Origin of the sequence: Kitasatospora sp. NPDC127116 (genome assembly GCF_042677365.1) — a bacterium.
In the GTDB taxonomy this organism is placed as follows: Bacteria; Actinomycetota; Actinomycetes; order Streptomycetales; family Streptomycetaceae; genus Kitasatospora; species Kitasatospora lactacystinica.
In genome coordinates, this window is record NZ_JBHXTL010000008.1 from 75102 (window position 1) to 93233 (window position 18132).

The window sequence follows — 18132 nt, forward strand, 5'->3', positions numbered from 1 at the left end:
GGCCCGTTCTCGTCGGGCCCGTTCTCGCCGGGCTCCGCTCGGCGAACCCCTAGAAGCGGACGGTCCGCAGGACGGAGTCCCCGCCCTTGAGCCCGGCCAGGTAGAGGGTGCGGCCGTCCGCGCCGAGCTGGACCTGGACGACGGAGTCCAGGCCGAAGCCGGTGACGGTCTCGCCGGGAACGGCCGCGCCGGTCGCGGGGTCGTACGACAGCAGTGCGGACTGCGGGGTCCTCGCGCCGGTGAACACGTGGACCCGGCCGGAGTCCGGGCTCGTCCCGAGCAGCCGGGGGCCGTCGGCGAAGGCCCCGAGGCCGAAGGCGGACCGGAAGGTGTTCGTCTCCGGGTCCAGGATGTCGGCGGTGACGGTGCCGTAGTCGCGGTAGCCGCTCGCGTAGACGGTGCGGCCGTCGGCGGCGAGCACGATCTCCTCGGCGGAGCCGAAGTCCGCCACCGGGTCGACGACCTCCGGGGCGGCGCCCTCGACGTCCAGGTGGTAGAGGTTGTCCGCGGTGCCGACCCAGGCGTCGGTGGCGTCGGGGCCGAGCACCACCCGGCCGACGGTGTAGCCGGTGAGGGTCACGCCGCCGGTGAAGGTCCGGGTGGCGGGGTCGTAGGCGAGGACGCGGCCGGCCCGGCTGCCCAGGCGCACGCCCCAGGGGCCGTACTGGGACAGGTACACCCGGGTTCCGTCCGGGCTGACGGTCACCCCGTTCAGTGCGCCCTTGGTCATGGCCCCGGGGCGGGGCTGGTCGGGCGTGGCGACCCGGGCGAGCTGCTGTCCGGTCGCGGCGTCGAAGGTCAGCAGGTCCCAGTCGACGGTCACGTAGACCCGGCTGCCGTCCGGGCTGACGGTCGGACGGCCGACGCTGTCGAAGCCGGTGACGGTGAGCAGGTCGGTGCTCGCCCCGGTACGGGTGTCGATGCTGCGGACGACCCGGGCCGAGTGGCCGGGGTCGACGGCGTGGCCGACCACCGCGTAGACGCGGGTGCCGTCCGGGACGACGGCGAACGACTCGGCCGTGCCGCCGAACGCCAGGGTGTCCGCCGTCGGGACGGCCCGGGCCGCGCTGACCGGCGGGCCCTCGGGCGCCGCGGCCGCGGTCTCCGTCCCGGTCAGCAGCAGTGCCCCTGCCGCCGCCACCGCTCCAAGCCAACGCGCTTTGCGCACAAGCCTGTTCATGCTTCCCCTCCCGCCGGTCGGATCGCGGCCCTGCCGCGTCCGCGTCAGGCTACGACACGGCCCGCGGACGGCGGAGCGGTTCGGTCGTACTCGGCCCGGCTCCGTCCGAACACAGCCCCTTCACGGCATCGACAGAACCGGAACCGGCCATGGACGGCGGCCGGATCCGCCTCCGCCGCGGAAACGGTTCCGCACGCCCGGCGAAGGCTTCCCGCGCCGCACGTGGCGTCACCCCGACGGCCCCGCGGACACGGTAGGGTCCGCTGGCGCGGCACCGGCCCGTCCGGCGGCCGCCGCCCACGCCCACCCCCGAGGGAGGAACCCCGTGCCGGCTCCCGCCCGCCGCGCCCCGGCCATGGCCGCGGCCGTCCTGCTCGCCGCCGCAGCCGCAGGCTGCTCGCCCGGCGGCGACCACGCCGCCAAGGGGGCCAGGTCCGCCTCCGCCTCCGCCCCGGCCGCTGCGGGTGACGCCGCGGCGGCCGCCCCGCCGCTGGCCGCCGCGATCGTCACCGGCCCCGGCCCGAAGGCGAGTTACGACGTCCAGCCGCAGCCCGCGCCGGGCAGCTGCCACTACCGCTACACCGCGGACAAGCAGCCGCTGCCCGACGCCTCCTGCACCCCGGGCGCGATCAGTCCGGCGGTGAACCAGGGCAACCTCAAGGACACCATCTGCAAGCAGGGCGGCTACACCTCGACCATCCGCCCGCCGTCGAACATCACGGGCAAGGAGAAGGCCGAGAACGCCAAGTCCTACGGCTACGACGGCCCGATGGGCGACGCCGAGTACGACCACCTGATCAGCCTCCAACTCGGCGGCGACCCCAACGACCCGCGCAACCTGTGGGTCCAGCCGCCCTCCCCCGGCCACGTCCCCGGCAAGGGCCCGAACAACCCCAAGGACTCGGTGGAGACCCACCTCCACACCGCGATCTGCAAGGGCCAGGTCACCCTGGCCGCCGCCCAGCAGGCCATCGCCACCGACTGGACGACCGCCGAGGCCAAGCTCGCCCTCCGCGCCGCGTCCAGCCCGACCTCCGAGCCCGACGCCGACGGGGACTGACCGGCTGCTCCCCGAAGCTCGGACTCAACGACCGAGCACCGCACCGCCGTTGAGTCCGATCACCTGACCGGTCAGGTACCCGGCGGCCGGGGAGGCGAGGTAGGCGACCGCCTCGGCCACATCGGCCGGGGTGCCCGCCCGACCGACCAGGGTGTCCGCGACCTTCCGGGCGTGGAACTCCTCGCTCCAGCCGGCCCCGAAGATCTCGGTGTCCTCGATGTAACCGGGCGCGAGCACGTTCACCGTGATCCCGTCCGGCCCCAACTGCCGGGCCAGACCGAACGCCCAGCCGTGCAGCGCGGCCTTGGCGGCCGCGTACGAGCCCGCCGAGTGCGGGCCCGCGCCACCGCGCTGGGCCGCGGCCGAACTGACCACCACCAGCCGGCCGCCGGGACGGCGCAGCCCGTCCTGGAGCGCGGTGGTCAGCAGCACGGCGGTGAGCAGGTTGCCGTCCAGGTCCCGCCGCCAGGACGCGGCCAGCGCGCCCAGACTGCCGTCGGCCGGCGGCGTGACGATCGCACCCGCGTTGTTCACCAGCACGTCCACCGGCCCGAGTCCGGTGATCCGGGCCACCGCCGCCTCGACCGCCGCCGGGTCGGTCAGATCGGCCGCGACCGGCACGACCCGCCCCGGACCGGCGGTCCGCTCGATCTCCTCCCGGGCCTGCTCCAGCACGGCCGGCCTGCGGCCCAGGATCACCACCCGGTGCCCGTCCCCGGCCAGCCGCGCCGCGATCGCCCGGCCGATCCCGGTACCGCCACCGGACACCACTGCGAGCCGATCCACCGTCATCACTTCGTCCCCCGTTCGTCAACCGGCCGCACGCCGGTCGCGCCGACCCCGGATCGGGCCGCACACCCCCATCGTGGCAGCCCCGCGCCTTGGCCCCCACGCCGCACCCCGGTACCGTGACCGGGCACGTGGGGGGACGTGGGGGGACGTGGGCGGGCGCATGGGCGGGCGCATGGGCGGGACGGCACCGGGGGACGGTCGCAGTGGCACGGACGCGGCCCAGGGGCATCAGGGGCCGGGGCGAGGAGGTGCCCGACACGGTGCTCGCCGCACTGATGGGCGGCCTGACGGCGGTGAGCGACGGGTGGCTGCTGGTGCACCTCCGGCGCGACGCCCGCACCGGGTGGGTGGAGCGCGAACTGCCGCAGGCAACCCTGGCCCTGCTCGGCTTCACCGCCCTCACGGCCCTGCTCGGCGCGACCCTCCCCGGCCGGAGGTCGACCCCGCACCGCCGCTGGCGCTGGGCGATGCTCAGCGCGCTCCTCGGTCATCTGCTGGCACTGGGGGCCCTGATCGGCTACCTCCTGTTCCACCCGCGGGGATTCGTCGTCTTCCTCCTCCCCTGAGGCCCGTTCCCGACGGCCCCTCAACCCCTCGAAGGCCGGACCGGTGGAGTGGCCGCCCCTGGGCACCGCGCTACTGGTCGTGCCGGCGGGCACCCCCGTTGCCCCGATCCGCGCCACCGGCCTCCCAGGCCGTCAACCTCCCTGCCAGGTCGAGCAGTTCGGGTGCGCGGAGCACCCGCCCGCCGAACCCGGGCAGCTCGACGTGCAGCGGCCCGGTCCAGCGCTCCGGGATCGCCGCCAGGCCGTACCTGGCACCGGCCAGGCCGCCGGTGACGGCGGCCACCGTGTCGGTGTCCCCGCCGAGGTCGATCGCGGCGCGCAGCGCCTGCTCGAAGCCCTCGGTGGTGCGCAGCGCCCAGACCGCCGAGCCGAGGCAGGGCCATACCGCGCCGTTGGCCTCGGTGGCGCGCTCCGGGTGCCAGTCGGGGGCGAGGACGGTGGCGTAGCGCTCCCGGTGGTCGGGGTCGACGTGGGCGAGGACGGCGGGGAGCTCGGCCAGCGGGTCGGCGCCGTGGAGCGCGAGCCGGACGAGCTCGTGGAAGATCGCCGAGCCCTCCCAGGCGGCCCCGTCCCCGTGGGTCAGCGCCGCGATGCGCCGGGCCGCGTCCATGGTGGCCCGCCGCCCGGCGCGGGCGAACGCGACGGCGGAGGTCGAGGCCCGCATCAGGGCGCCGTTGCCGGCGGCGCGCAGCGTGGTGTTGAAGTGGACGGCGGCGGCGAGGTCCCAGGGCAGGCCGCTGGTCAGGACGACTTCCGTCTGGATGCCGATGTCCCGGGGGTCGGCGGCGGCCCAGCGGCGGAACCGGTCGAAGACGTCCGGGAGGTCCAGGCTTCCCCGCTCGATCAGGGACTCGGCGACCAGGACGGCCATCTGGGTGTCGTCGGTGGCCTCGCCGAGCCCCCAGCCGCCGCCCGCCACCAGGTCACCGGGGGTGTCCGGGAAGCGGGCGGAGAAGGCGCCGGCCGGGCCGAACTCGTAGGGGGCGCCGAGGGCGTCGCCGACGGCGGCTCCGAGGACGGCCCCGGCGGCGCGCTCGTCGGGGCCGGTCATGCCACGGGCGGGACGACCGGCAGGTTGCGCTTGTGCTCGGTGCGGCGGTAGTGGCCGAGGACGGTGCGGAAGACGTCCTCGCTGACCGGCAGGCCCTCCAGGAAGTCGTCCAGTTCGTCGTAGCCGACCCCGAGGGCGTCCTCGTCGGGGCGGCCGGGGGCGAGGTTCTCCAGGTCCGCGGTCGGGACCTTCTTGACCAGCTCGGCCGGTGCGCCCAGCGCCTCGGCGATCGCCCGCACCTGCCTCTTGGTCAGGCCGGACAGCGGCATCACGTCGGCCGCGCCGTCGCCGAACTTGGTGAAGAAGCCGACGGCGGCCTCGGCGGCGTGGTCGGTGCCGACGACCAGCCCGCCCTTGGCGCCCGCCGCCGCGTACTGGACCACCATCCGCTGGCGGGCCTTGACGTTGCCGCCGACGAAGTCCTCGTGGCCGTGGTCGCTGTAGGTCAGGCCGGCGGCCTTCAGGGCGGCGAGCGCGCCGTCGGTGGCGGGCTTGACGTCGACGGTCAGCACCTCGTCGGCGCGGATGAAGCCGAGCGCGAGCTGGGCGTCCGCCTCGTCCGCCTGGACACCGTACGGCAGCCGCATCGCGGTGAAGGTCACCTCGCGGCCCTCGGCCCGCAGCCGCTCGACGGCGAGCTGGCAGAGCCGTCCGGCGGTGGTGGAGTCGACGCCGCCGCTGATGCCCAGCACCAGGCTGCGCGCGCCGCTGGTCCGCACCTGGTCGGCCAGGAACTCCACCCGGCGCTCGGCCTCCGTCGCGGGGTCCGGCACGGGCGCGACCCCGAGGGCACGGGCGATCTCCCGCTGGACGTCGGCGGGCAGGGGCTCGGTCATTCCGACTCCTCGGGACGGTGGTGGGTGGCGCGGTCACGAGGATACGACCACCGGCGATGCGGCCGTCACGGGCGGGGGGTCTCCCCCGGGCCGGGGGACTCCTCCGGGCTGGGGGACTCCTCCGGGCTGGGGGGCTCGCCCGGGCCGTCCGCGTTCGTGGGCCCGGGCGCATCCGTGGGCCCGGTCGCGGCCGCAGGCCCGTCGACGTCCGCCGGCCCGTCCGGCTTCCGCAGCGAGACCGGCCGCTCGGGGCCCGGCGCCGGGTGCGTCAGGATGTCGAGCACCACCGCGCCGTCCACCGTCTCCTGGGCCACCAGCTGCGCCGCCAGCTCGTCCAGGTGGTGCCGGTGCTCGGTGAGCAGGCCGAGGGCCCGCCGCTCGGCCTGGCGCAGCAGGCCGGCCACCGCCTCGTCCACGGCGCGCTGGGTCTGCTCGGAGTACGGGCGGCGCAGCAGGTCCTCGGGGTTGTCGCCGAGGTAGTGCGGGGTGCCGCTGGAGTAGCCGACCGGTCCGAGCTCCGGGGAGAGGCCGAATTCCCGGACCATCCGGGTGGCGACGGAGGTGGCGTTGGCGAGGTCGTTGGCGGCGCCCGTGGAGCCTTCGCCGAAGACCACCAGTTCCGCCGCGCGGCCGCCGAGCTGGACGGTGAGCAGGTCGGTCAGGTAGCCCTCGCTGTACAGGTGCCGCTCGGCCTCGGGCAGCTGCTCGGTGGCGCCGAGGGCGACGCCGGCCGGGAGGATGGTCACCTTGGCGACCGGGTCGGCGCGCTCGCACAGCGCGGCCATCAGCGCGTGGCCGGACTCGTGCACCGCGACGGCGTGCCGCTCCTCGGGCAGCAGCGCGTTGGAGGACTCCCGGCGGCCGAGCAGCACCCGGTCGCGGGCGGTGTCGAGGTCGTCGGCGGTGAGGGTGGCCCGGTCGGCGCGTACGGCGTTGATGGCGGCCTCGTTGACCAGGTTGGCGAGGTCGGCGCCGGAGAAGCCGGGGGTGCCGCGGGCGAGCCGTCCGAGGTCGACGTCCGGGGACAGGGTCTTGCCGCGGGAGTGCACGGCGAGGATGGCGGCCCGCTCGGCCTGGTTGGGCAGCGGGACGGTGACCTGCCGGTCGAAGCGGCCGGGGCGTGTCAGGGCCGGGTCGAGGGCGTCCGGGCGGTTGGTGGCGGCGATGACGACGATGCCGGTGCTCTGGTCGAAGCCGTCCATCTCGGCGAGCAGCTGGTTCAGGGTCTGCTCGCGCTCGTCGTTGCCGCCGAACCGGGTGCCGCCCGCGCGCCGGCCGCCGACGGCGTCGATCTCGTCGATGAAGATGATCGACGGTGCGCGTTTGCGGGCCTCGTCGAAGAGGTCGCGGACCCGGGAGGCGCCGACGCCGACGAACATCTCGACGAAGCCGGAGCCGGTCACCGAGAGGAAGGGCACCGAGGCCTCGCCGGCGACCGCCCGGGCGAGCAGGGTCTTGCCGGTGCCCGGCGGCCCGACCATGATCACCCCACGTGGCCCCTTGGCCCCGGCGGCGGCGTACCGCTCCGGGCTGCGCAGGAAGTCGACCACCTCGCTGACCTCCTGCTTCACCCCCTCGTACCCGGCCACGTCGGCGAACCCGGTGTCCGGCCGCTCGGCCTCGATGATCTTGGCCCGGGACCGCCCGATGGCGCTCAGGCCGCCGCCCAGCGAGCGGGCGGCCATCCGGCCGGACCAGAGGAAGAGCGCACCGAAGATCAGCAGCGGCAGGAACAGCAGCAGGGTCGACCAGATCGAGCCGCTGCTGCTCCGGCTGCCGGTGACCGCCACGTGGTGGTCGGCGAGCGCGCCGCTGAGCTGGGAGGTGTCCAGGGCGGTGGGGATCTGGCTGGTGAAGTGGGTGCCGTCCTTGAGCGTGCCGCTCACCCCGCCGGTGTCGCTGACGTTCACGGTCTGCACCTGGCCGGAGTCCACCCGGCTCACGAAGTCGGAGTAGCCGTAGCGCGTGCCGGGCTTGCCGGAACTGGAGAAGAGCACCAGCAGGAGCAGCGTGACCAGCACCGCGACGGGCAGCAGCCAGCGGCGCCACGACGGCGGAGGCGGAACTTTGGCCGGACCGCCGGGGCCCTGGTTCCGGCCCTGACCGGGGCTCGGGCCTCGCGGCTGGCCCCAGCTCTGCCTCGGGCGCGGGCCCGGGTCGGAGCCGCGGTCGGCGCCGGGGCCCGGGTCGGAGCCGCGGTGGACGCCGGGGCCGGGGCCGGGGCTGGACCCGGGACCAGGTGGAGTCGCGGAGTGACGGACAGCGCGCAGCCGGATTCGTACGATCATCCACGCTCACCGCCTCTCGGGGGGGCCGAACAGCCTCCGCCCCTCCATGGTCGGACGGTCCGGGCCCGGACGGGAGCCCGAAGGGGGTGGCAACGGTCCACTCGGGGGAGAACGACCCGCTCGGCGCCACGGCCCGCAGCGCCGGATCGGGCTCGGGCGTCGGGCTCGGCGTCGGGCACGGGAGGCGGAATCGGGCACGCCGAAGGCCGGTCCGGTACGTGGGGGCGGGCCGTCGCGAACGGTTTGCGGAAGCCTGCCCGGCGCTTCCACCGCACCCGGCGAAGCCTTCGCCCGGCCGCTTTCTCGGCCGCTCCTCCGGGCGCGCTCAAAGATCCTCGGGCCGTGCGGAGTTGGCGATCGAGCCGCCCACCAGGACGATTCGTGACCTAGAGTAGCCGCATGGTCAACGAGGAACTGCCAGCCCTGCACAAGACGCCCGAGGCCGCCGTGGAACCCCGGGCCGGGGACAGCGACCGGGAGGCGGTGGCCGAGCAGTTGCGGGTCGCCGCCGGTGACGGCCGCATCGACCTCGGGGAATTGGAGGAGCGGCTCGACCGCACCTACGCCGCGCGGACGTACGGCGAACTCGACATCCTGGTGGCCGACCTCGGCGGCCGGGTGGAGGCCCGGGAGGTGTCCGCGGCGGAGGAGGTCCTCACGCTCCGGCCCCGGATGAACAACATGGTGCAGAGCGGCCGCTGGTCCGTGCCCCGCCGGATCGTCGCGGAGACCAAGATCTCGCTGCTCACGGTCGACTTCACCGAGGCCGTGTGCCCCCACAAGGAGATCACGGTCGAGGCGTCGACCGGCATGGGCCACATCCGGCTGATCGTCCCGCGCGGCTGGGGCGTACGGATCGACCCGTCGAGCACCAACACCGGAAACATCGTCAACAAGGCCGCCGAGCAGGCGGAGCCGGGCGCCCCGGTGCTGACCGTGATCGGCCACCCCCGGTCGGGGCCGATCAGGATCAAGCAGCGCCGCCGGGGCTGACGGGCCGGAGGCCGGGCCCGCGGCAGTCCTCCGTGCGGGCACCGAGGGGGCTCGGTGCGGGCACGGCGAGGGCGCGGCGCGGCCTCCGCCGGGGTGGCTCAGGAGAAGTCGAGCCCGCCCGTCCGGGTCCGCTTGAGCTCGAAGAACTTCGGGTACCCGGCCAGCAGCCGCACGCCCTCGAAGACCCGCAGGGCGTCCTCGCCGCGCGGGATGGCGCTCAGCACCGGGCCGAAGAAGGCGACTCCGTCCACGTGGATGGTCGGCGTGCCGACCTCCTCGCCGACCGGGTCCATGCCCTCGTGGTGGCTCTTGCGCAGGGCCTCGTCGTACGCGGTGCTGTTCGCCGCCTCGGCCAGCTCCTCCGGCAGCCCCGCTGCCACGAGCGCCTCGCGGATGACGGCGTCGTCGGCCTCGCGGTCCTGGTCGTGCAGTCGGGTGCCGAGCTCGGTGTACAGCGCGCGCAGCACCTGCGGACCGTGCTGTTCGGCGGCGGCGATGCAGACCCGCACGGGGCCCCAGCCGGTGGTCATCAGGCGCTGGTAGCGCTCGGGCAGGTCGGTGCGGCCCTCGTTGAGGACGGACAGGCTCATCACCCGGAAGTTCAGGTCGAGTTCGCGCTGCCGATCGACCTCCAGGATCCACCGGGAGGTTATCCAGGCGAAGGGGCAGACGGGGTCGAAGTAGAAGTCGACCTTGACGGTGTCGCTGTCGGCCCGGTGGCCGTTGTCGAGGTGCTGGTCGAGCTGCTGGGCAAGCCGCTGGGCGGGCGCGCCGGTCGTCATATCGTTCGTCACATCGTTCGTCACACCGGAGAGGCTAGTGGACCGAGTGGACCACTCTCCAGAGCCAATCGACAGCTGCCGCAGTGGGCCACTTCCCGCCGCCCGGCCGCTCAGCCGCACGTCGTCCCGTTCGCCGGCACCGTGCCGTCCAGGAGGTAGGCGTCCACGGTCTGCTTCAGGCACGGGTTGCCGGTGTTGTAGCCGCCGTGCCCCTCGCCCTGCAGGGTGACGGTGACGCCGACGCCCGCGCCGAGCTGCTCCGCCATCGTGCGGGCGCCCTCCACCGGGGTCGCCGGGTCGCCGGTGGTGCCGACCACCAGGACCGGGGCGGCGCCCGGCGCGGAGACGTCCGGGTGGGCGGCCCTGCCCGGGACGGGCCAGCCGGTGCAGGCGGTCAGGCCCCAGGCGGTGAAGGACCCGAACACCGGGGAGACGGCACGGAACTGCGGCAGCTGCTGCTGCACGTCCTGGTCGGAGTAGCGCTGCCGGGCGTCCACGCAGTTGATCGCCCGGTTCGCGGCGTTCAGGTTGGTGTAGTGCCCCTGCGCGTCTCGCCCGTTCAGCCCGTCGGCGAGCTGGAGCAGCGTGTCGCCGGTCCCCAGCTCCATCGCCTCGGTGAGCCCGGTGGCCAGCGCGGGCCAGGTCTCCTGGCTGTACAGGGCGGCCGCGATGCCGGTGACGGCCAGGCTCTCGGTGAGCTGCCGCCCCTGCTTGGTGGGCAGCGGCGACTGCGCCAGCTTCTGCATCAGTGCTTCGACCTTCGCGGTGCCGTCGTCGCCGCCCGCACCGGTCGGGCAGGCGGTCCCGGCCTGGGCGGCGCAGGCCTTCATGAAGTCGCCGAGGGCGAGCTGGAAGCCCTGGGCCTGGCCGAGCGCGGACTGCTGCGGGTCCTTGGTCGGGTCGACCACCGAGTCCAGCACCATCCGTCCGACCTGCTGCGGGAACAGGTGCGCGTAGACGCCGCCGAGCTGGGTGCCGTAGCTGATGCCGAAGTAGGAGAGCTTCTGGTCGCCCAGCACCTGCCGCATCAGGTCCAGGTCGCGCGCTGCGCTCTCGGTGTCCACGTACGGCAGCACCGCGCCGGAGTTGTGCTCGCAGGCGGCGGCGAAGCCGGCGTTGTCGGCGTCCAGGGCCTTCACCGCTTCGGGGGTTTCGGGGGTGCTGTCGGTGGCGGTGGCGGCGTCCATCGCCCGGTCGTCCAGGCATGTCACCCCGGCGCTGGCGCCGACTCCGCGCGGGTCGAAACTCACCAGGTCGTAGCGGGAGTTGAGGGAGCTGTAGCTCGCGGCGAGGGCGGGCAGGGTGGCCACGCCGGAGGCGCCGGGGCCACCGAAGTTGAACAGCAGCGAGCCGATCCGGTGCTCCTCGTCCTTGGCCCGGCTGCGGATCAGCGCGAGGTCGATCGTCGTACCGTCCGGCTTGCCGTGGTCCAGCGGGGTCTTGAGGGTGGCGCACTGCCAGTCCTCGGCGGCGGGCGCGGTGCCGCTGCCCTGGGCGCTGATGGGGGCGGAGCAGGCGTGCCAGTCCAGCTGTTGGGCGGCCGCTCCGGTGGCGGCGCCGGTCCCCGTCCCCGCGCCGCCGGCCGCGGAGGTGGGCGCGGGCTCGGCGGCGGAGGAGCCGTCGCCCCGGCAGCCGGTGGCGGCGGTGAGCAGCAGGGCGGCCAGGCCGAACGCTCCGGCGCCGCGGACGACGGTGTGCATGGGGTGGGTCCACCTCTCGGGTCGGCCGGGCACCCGGCACGCGGCCTCGGGCCGGCCGGACGCCCCGGCGCTCGGCGGGACGGCGTACGCCCGGCGCTCGGTTCGTCGACGCACCACAGACCCTAGGGGCCGGATCCCGCGGATGCCTGGTGGAACCGCCTGGACGGGGGCGTGCGCCGAACCGGATTCCACCAGCCGAACGGGTGAAGGACGGGGCCGCACGGCCCGGTTGCGGAGACTCGCGACGACGGTGGGGGCGCGTCTTCCCCGGCCCCGTCCTGCCCTGGCCCTGCCGATCGGCAGGGCCAGGGCAGGGATCGCGCCTCGGGAACCTCCCGATCGGCACATGTGCGACGAGCAGCCGGCGCGCAAGGATGACGGCCATCGGGGCCCCGCCGGTGGGGCCCGGAAAGGAACCCTGCCGTGACCGCCCTGTTCCCGTCGCTTCCGCGCCTGCCGCTCCCGTTCCTGTCCCTCCCGCGTCTGCCCTTCCTGCCGCTGCCGTTCCCGCCGCTCCCGCGTCCGCCGTTCGCCCTGCCCTTCGTCTGCCGGGCCCTCCTCCGCGCCCGCGTCAACGCTTCGCGGGCCATCGGCGCCGCGGGTCGCCGACGCGGCACCCCCTCAGCGCAGCGCCATGCCCGGGGTTCCCCGCACCGCGTACGCCGGCAGGCGCAGCCCGCCGAGGGCGGCCCGGGGCAGGCTCAGCCCGAAGCGCCGCTCGACGGCACCGAGGGCGCGGCGGCGGGCGGCCCCTTCGGGCTCGCGCCCGGGGTCGCGGGGGGTCACGCCGTCGGCCTCCAGGACTCCGGCGGCGACCAGGTCCGGCACCAGCAGGTCCGGCTCCTGGCCCCAGCGCCAACGTTCCTCGCCCAGGCCGAAGCCGCACAGCACGGCGCCGTCCCGGGCGTAGTCGAGCAGGGCCGGCCGCTGCTCCGGCATCGGGCGGAAGTGCACCACCTCGACGCCGTCCCGCGCTATCTCGATGAGCAGTTCGCCGCCCGTGGAGTCGCCGTACTCGATCGCGAACGACCAGCCGGCGCACTCGCCGACCCGGATCACGCCGTCGCCGTCGTCACCGGGGCGGTAGACCTCGATGTCCAGGTCCCGGATCTCGGTGTCGCTGATCGGCTCGGTCGCGGTGGCCGGGTCGGCGCCCATCCGGCGGGCAAGCTCCTGGGGCGTGATCCCCCGGGCGAAGACGACGCCGCCGACCTCACCGTCCGGGTCGGGTCCGGCCGTTGACGGTCGGCCGGTCGACCGGCGTCCTGTTGACGGTCGACCCGTGGCCGGCCGGCCGATCTCGGCGAGCCATTGGATGCCGTCCCCGTCCTGTCCCACTCCCCCGTGCGTGCCGTCGGTCATGCCGCCCTCCCCTCGCGCATGGCCTGCGGTGACCGGGCGCGCAAGTGGGCACCCTAACCGACCCTGCCGACACCCGGCCGCCGGTCGCCGGATCAATGCCGGAACCGGCCGTGCGCGGGCCGACAACCACCCCTGTTCGATCGGAAGGAGGCCGATCCGGAATCGAACCCACCCGGCCCGCACCGCCGTTCACGGGGCGCCGCCGTTCACCCGGCCCGCACCGCTGTTCGCCCGGCACCTGCGCGGCCCGGCTCCCCGGACACTCACCCGGACCCGGCGGGCACCTTCCGGCCCACGGCTTCGAACAGCAGCTTCGCGGCCACCGTCGCCCCGTCGGTGCGGATGCCGCCGGCCACGGCCCCCGCCCGCGCCCGGGTCCCGGGCGCCAGGGCCGCACCGAGCGCGGCGGAGAGCGAGTCCACGGTCGGCGTCCGGTCGAGGTGGGCCGCGCCGATGCCCAACTCGGCGACCCGGCCGGCCCAGTACGGCTGGTCGGCGATCCGGGGGACGACCACCTGCGGCACGCCCGCCACGGCCGCGGTCGTCGTGGTGCCGGCGCCGCCGTGGTGGACGACGGCGGCCACCCTGCGGAACAGGGCCTGCTGATTCACCTCGCCGACGACGTGACAGTCCTCGCCGTCGTCGATCGGGGCGAGCCCGGCCCAACCGCGGGCGAGCAGCACCCGGCGGCCGTGCGCACGGCTCGCTTCGACGGCCACCCGCGCGATGCCCTCCGGGGCGTGCGCGGCCATGCTGCCGAAGCCGACGTACACGGGTGGTTCACCGGCGTCCAGGAACGCCTCCAGGTCGGCCGGGAGCGGGCGGTCGTCGGGGAGGATCCACGCCCCGGTCGGCACCACGTCGAGTTCCGTCATGCCCTCCGACGGGCACAGGGTCGGATCCGCCGCCAGCCACGGCCGCTCGGTGAAGACGTGGTCGCGGACGTTCTCCACCGGCGGCAGACCGATGGCCGCCCGGTGGTCGTTGAGCGCCTCCCGGTACAGCCCGTTGACCCGCTGGGCGTCCTGCTCCCAGAGTTTCCGGTAGTCGGTCTCGTCCTGCGGGGACGGCGTGCCCGGCCGCCGGCCGGGCCGGAAGTGCCGCGAGGGCAGTCCGAAGATGTGGAAGCAGGCCAGCACGTAGTGGAGGCCGAGCTTCTCCGCGACGTCCCGCGCCCCGGCCGGCATCAGGCCGGTCGCCAGCAGCACGTCGCAGCCCTCGGCCGCCGCGGTCAGCGTCTCGAACCTCGCGGCGACCAGCTCGCGGGCCAGCCGGAACGCGTCCTCCGCCGTCGGCGCCCCAGGACCGGCGACGATCGGGCGCACCGACGGGCCGAGCGGCACCAGCGGCACCCCGACCCTCGCCAGCAGGGCCGCGAACTCCTCGTCCGGCGGCGCGCACACCCGTACGTCCGCGCCGAGCCCCCGCAGCGCCGCCGCCAGCCCCGCCAGCGGCTCGACATCCCCGCGCGATCCCCATGTCGTCATCAACACGCGCATTTCACGACTCCCGTTTCCGCAGGTCATGGCCTTATGGTCGGGATTCTGCGCCACAACGGGGGCCTTGCCGCAAGCCCCGGGTCACGCTGTAGCTTGATAGTGGCAGGGGGATCGGCTCTCCTCGCCGTTTCCTTTGGCCGCCCGGTCCCACCCCACTCCCCCGAACCGGCCGAACCGGCAGCACCGGCCGCACCGGCCGGCCACCCGCCATGAGCGGCGGCCAGACGGGCAAGCAGGCGGGCAGGCGGCCAGACGGGCAAGCAGGCAGGAAAGCGGGCAGGCAGGGCGACCGGCAGCCCGGCACACCACCACGCGCTACACGCCACGCCGACGCATCAGCACCCCGTACAGCACCGCGGCCACCACCACACCCAGCGGCAACGCCAGATCCACCCCGGCCAAGGCCGCCAACGGACCCGTGTAGAGCGTGTCCACACCGAGCGCCGCTGCCGTGACGCCGCCCGCGAGGGCGACGGCGCCGGCCGGGTTGACACCGGCGCGGTACCAGAAGGGACTGTCGGGGCTCTCGTCGCCGAGGGCGCGGCCGTCGTAGCGGTTGCGGCGCAGCAGGATGTCGGTGGCGTAGACGGCGGTGCTGGGGCCGAGGAGGACGACGGTCAGCTGGAGGACGTTGCTGACGGTGTCGAGGAAGTTGGAGACCAGCAGGGCGTACAGCGTCAGCGAGACCGCGACCGCGCCGTCCACCAGCACGCTGAGGGTGCGGCGGATGCGGATGCCGACGGCCTGGAGGGCGAGGCCGGCGCTGTAGGCGGTGAGGGCGTTGACCGCGATGGTGCCGACCACGAGGGAGAGCAGGAAGACGGGGTTGAACCACCCGGGCAGGATCTGCCGGAGGGCGGCCTGCGGGTCGGTCATGTCGACGGCGGTGGCACCGAGCACGCCGAGGCCGCCGACCACCACGCTGGGCAGGAAGCCGCCGAGGGCCGTCCAGCCGAGGACCGCGCGCGGGGCGGTGGTCGCGGGCAGGTAGCGGGAGAAGTCCGCGCTGGTGGTGTACGAGAGCGGGCCGGAGGCGATCAGGGTGACGCCGGCCAGGGCGGCCGCCCAGAGCCGTCCGCCAGTGAGCGGTTCGGGCTGGCTCCAGGCGAGGTCGGCGTGGGTGACGATCGCGTAGCCGACCACCGCGAAAGCCGCCGTGAGGCCGAGGGTGATCGGCAGGTAGAGCCGGAGGATCACGGCGTGCCCGTACACGCTGATGGTGAGGGTCAGCACGACGATCGCGATCACGATGGTGATCTTGATCGGGGTGGTCGGGGTGATTCCCGCCTCCTCGGCGAGCGAGAAGGCGGCGACGGCGGCCGCGGCGAGGTTCAGCGCGAAGTAGCAGACCGAGATCATCCAGCCGGTGACGGCGTTGTTCACCCGGTTGCCCCGGATGCCGTACATGGCGCGGGTGATCACCTCGCTGGGCGCGCCGGCGGCCGGTCCGGAGACCGCGAGCAGGCCGGTGCCCAGCCAGAACAGGTTGCCGAGGACGACCACCGCGAAGGCCTGCCAGAGGTCGAGGCCGCTCAGGACGAGGGCGCCGCCGACCACCAGGTTGAGGTAGTTGACGCTGGCCGCGGCCCAGACCGGGAACAGTTCGCGGGCGCGCCCGCGCCGCTCGGTCTCGGGGATGTGGTCGATGCCGTGGACCTCGACCCGGCCGCCCCGTTCCTGCTGGGGCGGGGCGGCCGGGCGCGGGGGCAGGTCCGGGGAAGTGTGGGGGTGGTCCGGGAGCGTGGACGCCATTGGGGGCCCTCCGTGGGGGTGTCGTGCCCACCTGCTTGCTTATTGGTCGCACACTCAATAGCATCCGGAACATGACGTCAAGCGTTCAGCGCAAACGGGTTCGCAAGTCCCCCGAGGACCGCCGGGCGGAGATCGTCGGCGCCGCGGCCGAGGTCGCCCTCACCGAGGGACTGGAGTGCATCACCCTGCGCCGGATCGCCGAGCAACTCGACGTCCGGCCCGGCCTGATCAGCCACTACTTCCCCGCCGTCGAGGACCTCGTCGCCGAGGCCTTCGGCAGCGCCGCCACCGCGGAGCTGGAGGCACTGCTGCCCACCGAACCGCCGGACGGGTCCGCGCTGCGACACCTGGCCCGCTTCTTCGCCCGCACCACCGGCCCGTCCTACGACGACATGAGCCGGCTCTGGCTCAACGCCCGCCACCTCAGCCGCTACCGCCCCGTCCTGCGCGAGCGCGTGCTCGACCAGGAGAACGGCTGGCGCGGCCGGCTCGGCGGTGTCATCGCCGCCGGGGTCGAACAGGGCGAATTCCGCACCGACGACCCGGTGCTGACGGCCGTTCGGATCCTCGTCGTGATCGACGGCCTGGCCGTCCACGCCAACACCGGGCTGCGCGACCACCCGTCCTCCGTCACCCGGCTCGCCGCCGCCACCGCCGAACGCGAACTGGGCCTGTCCGACGGCACGCTGAACCCCGCGGACACCACGAGCCCGACGGACGCGCCCGCCCCCACGCCCCCCGCTCCTGCCCCGGTCGCCGAGCAGTCCTGACCGAAGCCCCCGCACCCCCGCAACCCCACCCCCACCCGCAGCACCGCTGGAGCCGAAGTGCGCACCTCCCTGGTCCTCCTCTCCGCCCGTCTGCTCGACCCCGCCTCGGGCGGCTTCCTCCCGCAGACCGCCCTCGCCGTCGTGGACGGCCGGATCGCCGCCCTCGGCGACGACCGCACCGTCCGCGAACTCGCCGACCCCACGACGACGGTGATCGACCTCAAGGGCGCCGTGGTCACCCCCGGCCTGGTGGACGGCCACCTGCATCCGGTCACCGGCGCCGAGCTCACCCACGGCCTGGACCTCTCCGCCTGCACCGACCTGGCCGGCGTCCGCGCCGCCCTCGCCGCCGAGGCCGCGCGCCTCGCCCCCGGAGCCTGGCTGCACGCCTGGGGTCTGGACCCGAACGTCTTCGGCGACCGTCCGGTGGGGTCCGCCGCCCTCGCGTCCGTCCTGGACGGCGTCCCGGCGCTGCTCCAGCTCTTCGACGCCCACTCGATGCTCGCCAGCCCGCGCGCCCTGGAGCTGGCCGGCGTGGACGGACCGCGCAGCTTCGACCAGGCCGCCGAGGTGGTCTGCGACGCCGAGGGCCGCCCCACCGGCCTGCTGCTGGAGGACGCCGCCTGCGAGCTGGTCGAGCGCGCCGCCCCCCGGCCCACCCGCGCCGAGCGCCGCGACCGCCTCGCCGTCGCGCTGCGCGCCATGGCCGCCACCGGCCTCACCGGCGGCCACGCGATGGACGCCAACGGCGACAGCCTCGGCCTCTACGCCGACCTGGACGAGGCGGGCGAGCTGCCGCTGCGGCTGCGCGTCGCCCCCTGGTGCCAGCCCGGCGTGGACGCGGACGGGCTGCGCGCGCTGATCGCGCAGCAGGACCGGGGCGGTCGGCTCTGGCGGGTGGACGGCGTCAAGCTGTTCATGGACGGCACGATCGACAACGGGACGGCCTGGCTGGAGCGCCCGGACTGCCACGGCGAGTCCACCCACGCCTTCTGGCCGGACCCGGCGCACTACACCCACGTCGTCGGGGAGCTGCACCGCGCCGGGGTCCCGACCGCCACCCACGCGATCGGCGACGCCGCGGTCCGGCACGCGCTCGACTCGATCGAGAAGGCGACGACGAGCGGGCCGGCGAACGGGGGCACGACGCCCGGGACCTCCCCCGTGCGGCACCGGATCGAGCACATCGAGACCGTTCCGGACGCGGTGGTCCGGCGGTTCGCCGAGCTGGGCGTGGTCGCCTCCATGCAACCCACCCACTGCTGCGACTTCACCCGCGCCGACCACACCGACAACTGGTCCCGCCGCCTCGGCGAGGAGCGGGCCGACCGCGCGTGGCGCTGCCGCGACCTCTGGGACGCGGGCGCCACCGTCGTCCTCGGCTCGGACTGGCCGATCGCCCCCTACCCGCCGCGGGGGGGGATGGGGGGGGCCCCCCCCCCCCCCCCCCCCCCCCCACCCCGCCCCGCCCCCCCCCACCCCCCCCCCCCCCACCACAGTG

14 protein-coding genes and 1 pseudogene are annotated in these 18132 nt (G+C 75.1%); 5 read left to right on the forward strand and 10 right to left on the reverse strand.

Features of this window, described 5'->3' with window-relative positions:
- Positions 1-49: 49 nt before the first annotated feature.
- On the reverse strand, positions 50-1180 hold the full coding sequence (locus ACFVHV_RS05360) for a YncE family protein (protein ID WP_380348940.1): 1131 nt from the start codon (positions 1178-1180) through the stop codon (positions 50-52).
- A gap of 355 nt (positions 1181-1535) precedes the next feature.
- On the opposite strand from ACFVHV_RS05360, the gene ACFVHV_RS05365 reads away from it, so the two are divergent.
- Positions 1536-2240, forward strand: coding sequence for a hypothetical protein (locus ACFVHV_RS05365; protein ID WP_380349008.1), 705 nt, complete (start codon positions 1536-1538; stop codon positions 2238-2240).
- 24 nt (positions 2241-2264) lie between these two features.
- On the opposite strand, the gene ACFVHV_RS05370 is transcribed toward ACFVHV_RS05365, so the two are convergent.
- A complete protein-coding gene (locus ACFVHV_RS05370; protein WP_380348942.1) occupies positions 2265-3032 on the reverse strand; it encodes an SDR family NAD(P)-dependent oxidoreductase in 768 nt (255 codons plus the stop codon).
- A gap of 248 nt (positions 3033-3280) precedes the next feature.
- Here ACFVHV_RS05370 and ACFVHV_RS05375 point away from each other — a divergent pair, with 248 nt between their 5' ends.
- Entirely contained in the window at positions 3281-3598 is a 318-nt protein-coding gene (locus ACFVHV_RS05375; protein ID WP_380348944.1) for a hypothetical protein, read from the forward strand.
- Between the two features lie 70 nt (positions 3599-3668).
- On the opposite strand, the gene ACFVHV_RS05380 is transcribed toward ACFVHV_RS05375, so the two are convergent.
- The 3 genes from ACFVHV_RS05380 to ftsH all read right to left on the reverse strand — a co-directional run bounded on the left by ACFVHV_RS05380 (position 3669) and on the right by ftsH (position 7773).
- Positions 3669-4649: an ADP-ribosylglycohydrolase family protein gene (locus ACFVHV_RS05380; RefSeq protein WP_359898498.1), complete on the reverse strand. Its 981-nt coding sequence runs from the start codon at positions 4647-4649 to the stop codon at positions 3669-3671.
- Positions 4646-5485, reverse strand: coding sequence for an ammonia-dependent NAD(+) synthetase (nadE, locus tag ACFVHV_RS05385; RefSeq protein ID WP_380348946.1), 840 nt, complete (start codon positions 5483-5485; stop codon positions 4646-4648). The genes ACFVHV_RS05380 and nadE overlap by 4 nt, the downstream gene beginning before the upstream one ends.
- Positions 5486-5550: 65 nt before the next feature.
- On the reverse strand, positions 5551-7773 hold the full coding sequence (gene ftsH, locus ACFVHV_RS05390; RefSeq protein ID WP_380348948.1) for an ATP-dependent zinc metalloprotease FtsH: 2223 nt from the start codon (positions 7771-7773) through the stop codon (positions 5551-5553).
- 399 nt (positions 7774-8172) lie between these two features.
- On the opposite strand from ftsH, the gene ACFVHV_RS05395 reads away from it, so the two are divergent.
- A complete protein-coding gene (locus ACFVHV_RS05395) occupies positions 8173-8766 on the forward strand; it encodes a DUF1707 domain-containing protein (RefSeq protein ID WP_380348949.1) in 594 nt (197 codons plus the stop codon).
- Between the two features lie 98 nt (positions 8767-8864).
- Here ACFVHV_RS05395 and ACFVHV_RS05400 read toward each other — a convergent pair whose 3' ends face one another.
- From ACFVHV_RS05400 to ACFVHV_RS05420, 5 genes are all read right to left on the reverse strand, one after another.
- The gene (locus ACFVHV_RS05400; RefSeq protein ID WP_380348951.1) at positions 8865-9572 is read right to left on the reverse strand and encodes a DsbA family protein; all 708 of its coding nucleotides are present in this window, start codon (positions 9570-9572) and stop codon (positions 8865-8867) included.
- 86 nt (positions 9573-9658) lie between these two features.
- On the reverse strand, positions 9659-11248 hold the full coding sequence (locus ACFVHV_RS05405) for an alpha/beta hydrolase (RefSeq protein WP_359898493.1): 1590 nt from the start codon (positions 11246-11248) through the stop codon (positions 9659-9661).
- 621 nt (positions 11249-11869) lie between these two features.
- Positions 11870-12610 (reverse strand): DUF6461 domain-containing protein, encoded by a 741-nt coding sequence (locus tag ACFVHV_RS05410; RefSeq protein WP_359898492.1) that lies wholly within the window; start codon positions 12608-12610, stop codon positions 11870-11872.
- Positions 12611-12873: 263 nt separating this feature from the next.
- A complete protein-coding gene (locus ACFVHV_RS05415) occupies positions 12874-14109 on the reverse strand; it encodes a glycosyltransferase (RefSeq protein WP_380348953.1) in 1236 nt (411 codons plus the stop codon).
- Between the two features lie 315 nt (positions 14110-14424).
- Positions 14425-15861: a purine-cytosine permease family protein gene (locus ACFVHV_RS05420; RefSeq protein ID WP_380348955.1), complete on the reverse strand. Its 1437-nt coding sequence runs from the start codon at positions 15859-15861 to the stop codon at positions 14425-14427.
- A gap of 71 nt (positions 15862-15932) precedes the next feature.
- On the opposite strand from ACFVHV_RS05420, the gene ACFVHV_RS05425 reads away from it, so the two are divergent.
- Both ACFVHV_RS05425 and ACFVHV_RS05430 read left to right on the forward strand, forming a co-directional pair.
- Positions 15933-16631 (forward strand): TetR family transcriptional regulator C-terminal domain-containing protein, encoded by a 699-nt coding sequence (locus tag ACFVHV_RS05425; protein WP_359898489.1) that lies wholly within the window; start codon positions 15933-15935, stop codon positions 16629-16631.
- A 90-nt stretch (positions 16632-16721) separates the two neighbouring features.
- Positions 16722-18066: pseudogene (locus ACFVHV_RS05430) on the forward strand (amidohydrolase); the annotation flags it as partial.
- Positions 18067-18132: the final 66 nt, after the last annotated feature.

What these genes read in the sequence shown, in the direction of transcription:
- ACFVHV_RS05415 (WP_380348953.1), bottom strand. Translation starts at nt 14,109, where the DNA reads ATGCGCGTGTTGATGACGACATGGGGATCGCGCGGGGATGTCGAGCCG.
- ACFVHV_RS05365 (WP_380349008.1), top strand. Translation starts at nt 1,536, where the DNA reads ATGGCCGCGGCCGTCCTGCTCGCCGCCGCAGCCGCAGGCTGCTCGCCC.
- ACFVHV_RS05395 (WP_380348949.1), top strand. Translation starts at nt 8,173, where the DNA reads ATGGTCAACGAGGAACTGCCAGCCCTGCACAAGACGCCCGAGGCCGCC.
- ftsH (WP_380348948.1), bottom strand. Translation starts at nt 7,773, where the DNA reads ATGATCGTACGAATCCGGCTGCGCGCTGTCCGTCACTCCGCGACTCCA.
- ACFVHV_RS05405 (WP_359898493.1), bottom strand. Translation starts at nt 11,248, where the DNA reads ATGCACACCGTCGTCCGCGGCGCCGGAGCGTTCGGCCTGGCCGCCCTG.
- ACFVHV_RS05420 (WP_380348955.1), bottom strand. Translation starts at nt 15,861, where the DNA reads ATGGCGTCCACGCTCCCGGACCACCCCCACACTTCCCCGGACCTGCCC.
- ACFVHV_RS05380 (WP_359898498.1), bottom strand. Translation starts at nt 4,649, where the DNA reads ATGACCGGCCCCGACGAGCGCGCCGCCGGGGCCGTCCTCGGAGCCGCC.
- ACFVHV_RS05425 (WP_359898489.1), top strand. Translation starts at nt 15,933, where the DNA reads ATGACGTCAAGCGTTCAGCGCAAACGGGTTCGCAAGTCCCCCGAGGAC.
- nadE (WP_380348946.1), bottom strand. Translation starts at nt 5,485, where the DNA reads ATGACCGAGCCCCTGCCCGCCGACGTCCAGCGGGAGATCGCCCGTGCC.
- ACFVHV_RS05370 (WP_380348942.1), bottom strand. Translation starts at nt 3,032, where the DNA reads ATGACGGTGGATCGGCTCGCAGTGGTGTCCGGTGGCGGTACCGGGATC.
- ACFVHV_RS05360 (WP_380348940.1), bottom strand. Translation starts at nt 1,180, where the DNA reads ATGAACAGGCTTGTGCGCAAAGCGCGTTGGCTTGGAGCGGTGGCGGCG.
- ACFVHV_RS05410 (WP_359898492.1), bottom strand. Translation starts at nt 12,610, where the DNA reads ATGACCGACGGCACGCACGGGGGAGTGGGACAGGACGGGGACGGCATC.